Annotated in this window: 5 protein-coding genes and 3 pseudogenes; 2 read left to right on the top strand and 6 right to left on the bottom strand. The window is 62.7% G+C overall.

The genetic code is table 11. The features are described 5' to 3' along the window. The coding region (locus tag I5W_RS20575; RefSeq protein WP_305809662.1) for an IclR family transcriptional regulator domain-containing protein at nt 1-484 on the bottom strand (484 nt) is incomplete at its 3' end. Here I5W_RS20575 and I5W_RS20570 point away from each other — a divergent pair. Then, a pseudogene (locus tag I5W_RS20570) lies at nt 371-745 on the top strand (uracil-DNA glycosylase); the annotation flags it as partial. The gene I5W_RS20575 and the pseudogene I5W_RS20570 sit on opposite strands and share 114 nt — an antisense overlap. Before the next feature lie 116 nt (nt 746-861). Here the strand turns inward: I5W_RS20570 and I5W_RS20565 are convergent. After that, nucleotides 862-2,902: pseudogene (locus tag I5W_RS20565) on the bottom strand (methyl-accepting chemotaxis protein). Between the two features lie 370 nt (nt 2,903-3,272). After that, nucleotides 3,273-3,527 (bottom strand): hypothetical protein, encoded by a 255-nt coding sequence (locus tag I5W_RS20560; RefSeq protein ID WP_044528134.1) that lies wholly within the window; start codon nt 3,525-3,527, stop codon nt 3,273-3,275. Between the two features lie 103 nt (nt 3,528-3,630). On the opposite strand from I5W_RS20560, the gene I5W_RS20555 reads away from it, so the two are divergent. Then, entirely contained in the window at nt 3,631-4,569 is a 939-nt protein-coding gene (locus I5W_RS20555; protein WP_017451584.1) for a LysR substrate-binding domain-containing protein, read from the top strand. An 18-nt stretch (nt 4,570-4,587) separates the two neighbouring features. On the opposite strand, the gene I5W_RS20550 is transcribed toward I5W_RS20555, so the two are convergent. The 3 genes and pseudogenes from I5W_RS20550 to I5W_RS33595 all read right to left on the bottom strand — a co-directional run. Further along, nucleotides 4,588-4,905, bottom strand: a complete 318-nt coding sequence (locus tag I5W_RS20550) for a putative quinol monooxygenase (RefSeq protein WP_017451583.1) — start codon at nt 4,903-4,905, stop codon at nt 4,588-4,590. An 80-nt stretch (nt 4,906-4,985) separates the two neighbouring features. Beyond that, nucleotides 4,986-5,903 carry a metal ABC transporter substrate-binding protein gene (locus I5W_RS20545; RefSeq protein WP_044530623.1) on the bottom strand — a complete coding sequence of 306 codons (918 nt, stop codon included), beginning with the start codon at nt 5,901-5,903 and terminating at the stop codon, nt 4,986-4,988. A gap of 35 nt (nt 5,904-5,938) precedes the next feature. Beyond that, nucleotides 5,939-6,063 (bottom strand): annotated as a pseudogene (locus tag I5W_RS33595) (metal ABC transporter permease); the annotation flags it as partial.

Genomic DNA, 6,063 nt, shown 5'->3' with positions numbered 1-6,063 from the left:
ACCCAGAGAGAAAGTNCCGGTGAAAGGCATTGACCCGTTCCGTATTGCCGCCCAGCGTGATGCTGCCCAGGATGCGCTGCTTCTCATCGAAGATGGGGGCGGCGATGCCGGTCTTGCCCGGGTCCAGTTCCCCTACGCTGACGCAATAACCATCCTTGCGGATCTTCAGCATCACCTTGGAAAAATCCTTCCAGTTGGTCCCTACCAGCCGCAGCTCTTCGGCGCTGGCTTGGTCGAAGTGCTTGCGCAACTGGCGCGGCAGCAGATAGGCCAGGATCACCCGCGCCGTGGCGCTGTGGAACAGGTCCATGGGGGTACCGCGTCCATAGTTCAGGCGTGCATCGCTATTGCCTGACTCCTGCAGGATGTTGATCACGGTGGAGCCATACAGCTCGCTGATCAAGAGCTCCAGCCCGGTCTGCAGGACAATCTCACCGCACAGGGTTTCCTGCTGCTCAATGCCAGCCTGGTGTTTCGCGCCCATGTGGCGCCGCTCAAGGATGCCCGTGCCTGGAAACCCTTCTTCGAGACCGTGCTGCGGGCACTGGCCGAACACGGTCAGGCACAGCACAGGCCGCTACCCACCCTGGTGTTGTGGGGCAAGATCGCCGAACAGTTGCACAGCCTGCCGCTGGTGGAGCAATTCCCGCGGGCGGTGGCCGAGCATCCCTACAACCTGAGCTTCATCGAGCACAGTGGAATGCAGGCACTGTTCGGTGCCATGCAGTTACTGAAGAAGAAATAAAGAAGAAAGTGACCTGAAAAGCGTATCGGCACTGTATCGGTGCTAGCTCCCGGACCGTCCGGCGACTGTCACGGGAGTAGTTCAGAATCTCCTGCCAACCGTCTGGCCAACTGTCTTCAGAACTCTTCCCAATCGTCACCACCGCTGCTCTTGGGGGCGGCCTTGGTCGTCGGCTTGGGCTCCGACTTGGAGGCAGCCGGCTCGGCTGGCAGCGCCGGGCGGTTCGGTGTCTTGGCTTTCAATGGCACCGGCTTGGGCGTCACGTTGATGGGCGCGCTGCGGGCCGCCGGCGCAGGCTGCGCCGCTGGCGCTGGCGATGCGGCGGGCGACGGAGGCGGCACCGAAGCTGCGCGTGGTGCGGCGTGCGCGCTTTCATCGAGCTTGAAGCCGGCCACCACCTCAGCCAGGTGCGCCGCCTGTTCCTGCAAGGACTTGGCCGCCGCTGCGGCTTGCTCCACCAGCGCGGCATTCTGCTGGGTGGCTTCATCCATGAGCGTGACCGCATTGCCCACTTCGCTGATGCCAGCACTCTGCTCCTGGCTGGCCGAGCTGATCTCGCCGACGATGTCGGTCACGCGCTTGACGCTGGAGACCACTTCATCCATGGTCGAGCCGGCCTGCGCCACCAGTTGGCTGCCGGTTTCCACCTTCTGCACCGAGTCGTCGATCAGTTGCTTGATTTCCTTGGCCGCTGTGGCCGAGCGTTGCGCCAGCGAACGCACTTCCGAAGCCACCACCGCAAAGCCGCGTCCCTGCTCGCCGGCGCGCGCCGCTTCCACCGCTGCGTTCAAGGCCAGGATATTGGTCTGGAAGGCGATGCCATCGATCACGCTGATGATGTCGACGATCTTGCGCGAAGACTCATTGATGGAACTCATGGTGCTGACCACCTGCCCCACCACGGTGCCGCCATGCACTGCCACATCCGACGCCGACACCGCCAGTTGGTTGGCCTGGCGGGCATTGTCGGCATTTTGCTTCACGGTGGAGGTCAGTTCTTCCATGGCTGAGGCCGTCTCTTCCAGCGAACCGGCCTGCTGCTCGGTGCGGGCGGACAGGTCCATGTTGCCGCTGGCGATCTCGCTGGAAGAAACCTTCACAGACTCGCTGGCGCGGCGGATATCGAGCAAGGTGCGCGATATCTTGTCGGCAAAGTGGTTGAAGGCACGCGAGATCTGCGCCAGTTCATCCTTGCCGCTGGTGTCGAGGCGGCGGGTCAGATCGCCATCGCCGGAGGCGATGTCTTCCATCGCATCGCGCACCACGCCCAGGCGACGCAGCAGGCGCGTGATGGTGTAGCTGAGCAGGACGGCGGCGGCCACGATGGCCACCAGCGCCAGCACCACCGAGAGCGTCATCAGCACGCCGATGGCCTGGGTGGCTTCCCGGTAATCCAGCGCCACCACCAGCGACCAGTCAGTATTGGCAATCGGCTGGGTGAACAACAGGTAAGACACGCCGCCGATGGTGGCGCTGCCGCCCTGCTTCATCCCCGCCAGCGATTGCGCCGACAGGCTCGGATCGAGGGCCGAGACCGGCTTCAAGGCCAGTTCCTTGTTGGGGTGGGTGATGATGAGGCCATCCTTGCCAACGATGAAGGCAAAGCTGGAGGGCGTGGGCTTGATGCCAGCCACGTTGCGCACCACGTTATCCAATTGCACGTCCGAGCCCAGCACCGCTTGCAGGCTGCCCTTGTCCATCACCGGCTCGGCGAAGCTCACCACCAGCTTGCCGGTAGTGGCGTCCACGTTAGGTGCGGTCAACACCGACTTGCGGGCTTCCACCGCCTGCTTTGTACAGGGTCGGGCCGTGGGGATCGTAGCCGGGCGGCATGGGGTGCAGGCCCAACATGCGTTTGTCGGGATAGCCGATGTAGGCATCGTCGAAGGAACCGGCTTCCTGGGCGGCCGCCACGATGGGCAGCACATCGCTCTGCTTCAAGGCCTGTTTCATGGCCCCGGTAGCCACGCGCTTGCTGCGCACCCATTCGCTGATGTTGGCAGCATGGCTCTCGGTGAGCTGTTGGGTCTGGGTGGAAATGGCGGCCAGCGTATCGCTGCGCACGGTGGTGATGTTGGCGGCACTGAGCACGATCATGGCAATGGCCACGATCAGCACGCAGATGACGATCAGGCGGGCACGAAGTGATGACAACATGGTGGATTCCCCTTTGAAGATGCGGATACTGCAAAAACGGCAATGCAAATTTTTTCCCCGCACCCAATATATCAGCGCATCACGGCACCATGATGTCATTTTTGTTAAGGGAAATCGGCTGCCGGAATCAACAGAATCAAGCAAGGAGTCGAGGAGGGGCTGTAAACGACAAATCCCCGCTGGGGCGGGGATGGGATTGGCGACTGGCCTCGGGGGCGAACGCTGCCGGGCTGCGGCCTGCGGTTCCGACGCTACGGAACCGGTCTCTTCATCATTTTTCTTCAGGCGCATCGGCCTGGTGGTGCAGGGTACTACCGGGACTACCGGGACTGCCGGGACTGCCTGACTTGCTCCACGACAAGTCAGTACTTCAGATCTGCGATTGCAGCTTCCAGACCGCGTGCAGGTGGCTATGGTCCAGCTGGCGCAGGCGCACTTCCATCTCGAAGTGATCGGTCACGCCGTCGAAATAGGCGGCGTCGTGGAATTCGGAAGCATCGTTGCGCACCGGCTTCAAGGCATGGGCGGCGATGACTTGCTGGACGGCAAACTTCACCAGTTCGACGAGCGAGCGCAAATTGTTAGAAAAACCGGCATCCTTTGCCAATATACTCACGGTGTTCATCTTCATTTCTCTCAGTTAGACGTTTCGGTGATTGAAGAATAAGGGCGCCCCCACCTTTTGCAAAGCAACATTTTCCGACACCTCTATAAGTTTTTCTTACACCATGCCATCTCCCCTGCCGCCGCTCAAGGCCCTGAAAGTGTTCGAAGCCGCAGTCCGCACGCGCAGTCTGACGCTGGCCGCGCATGAACTTTTCATCACCCATAGCGCGGTCAGCCAGCAGATCAAATCGCTGGAAGAGTATTTCGAACAACCGTTGTTTTTACGCCAGTCGCGTGGCGTGGAACCCACAGAAGCGGCGCTGGCCTTCTATGCCGAGGTCAAGGCCAGCCTGGACCGCATCGCCCTGGCAGCCGAACACCTGGCGCTGGCCGGCAAGAGCCGCGTGGTGCGCCTGATCGCCGCGCCGTCGGTGGCCATGCGTTGGCTGATCCCGCGCCTGTCGCAGTTCCAGATCGACAACCCGCGTATCGAGGTGCGGGTGACCACCACCATGTCGGAGTATTTCGAGGATGTGAAGGATCCTTTCGACGTCATCATCTGGCGCAGTCCGCTGGAGCGCAGCGGCTATGACTGCGTGCGCTTCCTGGATGACGTCTCGGTGCCGCTGGCCTCGCCCCACTTCCTGGAGACGCACCCGATCCGGGTACCGCGCGATTTCGTGGAGGTGCCGTTGATCCACCTATCCAGCCGTTCAGCGGCCTGGTCGCAGTGGCTAGGCAAGGCCGGGGTGGCGGTGCGGCGCAAGATGCCGGGGACGGTATATGAACATTCCTTCTTGAGCCTGCAGGCGGCGGCGACCGACCAAGGGGTCGGCATGGGCACGCTGGCGCTGGTGGATGACGATCTGGCGGCGGGCCGCCTGGTGCGGCTGTTCCCGGAGATCGTGCTGCATGGCGAGGGTTACCACATGCTCTATCGCAGCAACGCCGACAGCAATCCGGCGTTAAAGACCTTCATCACGTGGTTGAAGCAGATGGGACTGGCCTCGTCCTTCGATGCGCAGCACACCTGGCCGGCGGATTTCCCCGGCGAGTATTGAACCCGAGCCGGGGATGGATTAGTCAGCCGACTTGAGCACGTGGACCTTGCGCTCGGCGATGAGGTCCGTGGATTTTTCGCGGTAGTCGATCATGTGCGGCAGGGTGAAGTGCAGGCGCAGCGCCTCTTCATCCTTCCATTTCTCGACAAAGGCGAAGGTATCGGGGCCCAGCGGCGCCTGGTTGGGGCCGAAACCTTCGACATCCGTCACCAGGCCATATTCGATGCAGCCTGCTTCGGCGCGCACGGCGGCCAGGTTGGCGCGGGCAATGGACAACAATTCTTCACGCTTGCCGGGCTTGGCGGTGATGATGGCGACGACGGTAACGATGCTCATGCGGGTGGACTCCTATGCTGGGTGGCAAGCGCCGCCAGGGCGACGGCGCGGGGCCACCAGCATACGCGATTTGGCCGGTCTCAGTTCAGACGGATCTTTTCCAGCAATTGCGTGATGTTGTAACGCATCAGCGACAAGTAATCGGGCGCCGGGCCATCGGGCTTGGAGAGCGCATCGGCATACAGCTTGCCACCGGCCGCCGTGCCCGATTCGCGGGCGATCTGCTGCAACAGCTTGGGGTTGCTCATGTTCTCGAAGAACAGGGCCTTGATCTTTTCGCTGCGGATCTGGCGGATCAGGGTGGCGATGTCGCGGGCGCTGGGTTCGCTGTCGGTGGAGACGCCCTGGGCGGCCAGGAAGCGCACCTTGTAGCGGGCGCCAAAATATTCGAAGGCGTCATGCGAGGTGATGACCTTGCGCTTGGCATCGGGAATCTGGGCGAACTGACGGGCGGCCCAGGCATCCAGGTCTTGCAGCTTGGTGATGTAGGCTTCGCCATTCTTGCGGTAGGTCTCGGCACCGGCCGGGTCCAGCTTGGCCAGGGCGGTGACGATGTTGCGCGTGTAGACGATCACGTTCTGCGGATCCTGCCAGGCGTGCGGGTCATCCTTGCTGTGGTGCTCGTGGTCATGCCCTTCTTCCTCACCCACGCGCTCGCGCGCCTTGATGCCAGCCGAGGCCACCACGATGGGGCCGTGATAGTTGGCCGATTGCGCCAGACGATCCATCCAACCTTCGAAACCCAGGCCATTGACCACGATCAGCTTGGCACGCGAGACCGCCTTGATATCGTCCGGGGCCGGCTGGAAGACGTGGGCGTCTTCATCCGGGCCGACCAGGGTGGAGACGGTGATGCGCTCCCCGCCGACATTGGCGACGATGTCGCCCAGGATGCTGAAGCTGGCCAGCACCGGGATACGCTCGGCAGCGGCGGCCGGCAGGCTCACTGCCAGGGCCAGGGCGGCCAGCAGCGCGGAAAGGGGACGAAACAGTGTCATGGAAGCTCCGAAAAAAACAGGGGAAAGCGAACGACTCAGGCCTGCAGGTGCGGCCGGCGCAGCAGCCGCGGCAACCAGCCGCGCGGCGCAAACAGCAGCGAGGCGGCATACAGCACGCCCCCGCAGACGATGATGACGGGGCCGGACGGCACCGAGGCGT

Origin of the sequence: Herbaspirillum sp. B65 (genome assembly GCF_000333555.1) — a bacterium.
Taxonomy (GTDB): domain Bacteria; phylum Pseudomonadota; class Gammaproteobacteria; order Burkholderiales; family Burkholderiaceae_D; genus Herbaspirillum; species Herbaspirillum rubrisubalbicans.
The sequence above is the reverse complement of the archived record's forward strand: the minus strand, read 5'-3'. Positions and strand labels throughout refer to the sequence as shown.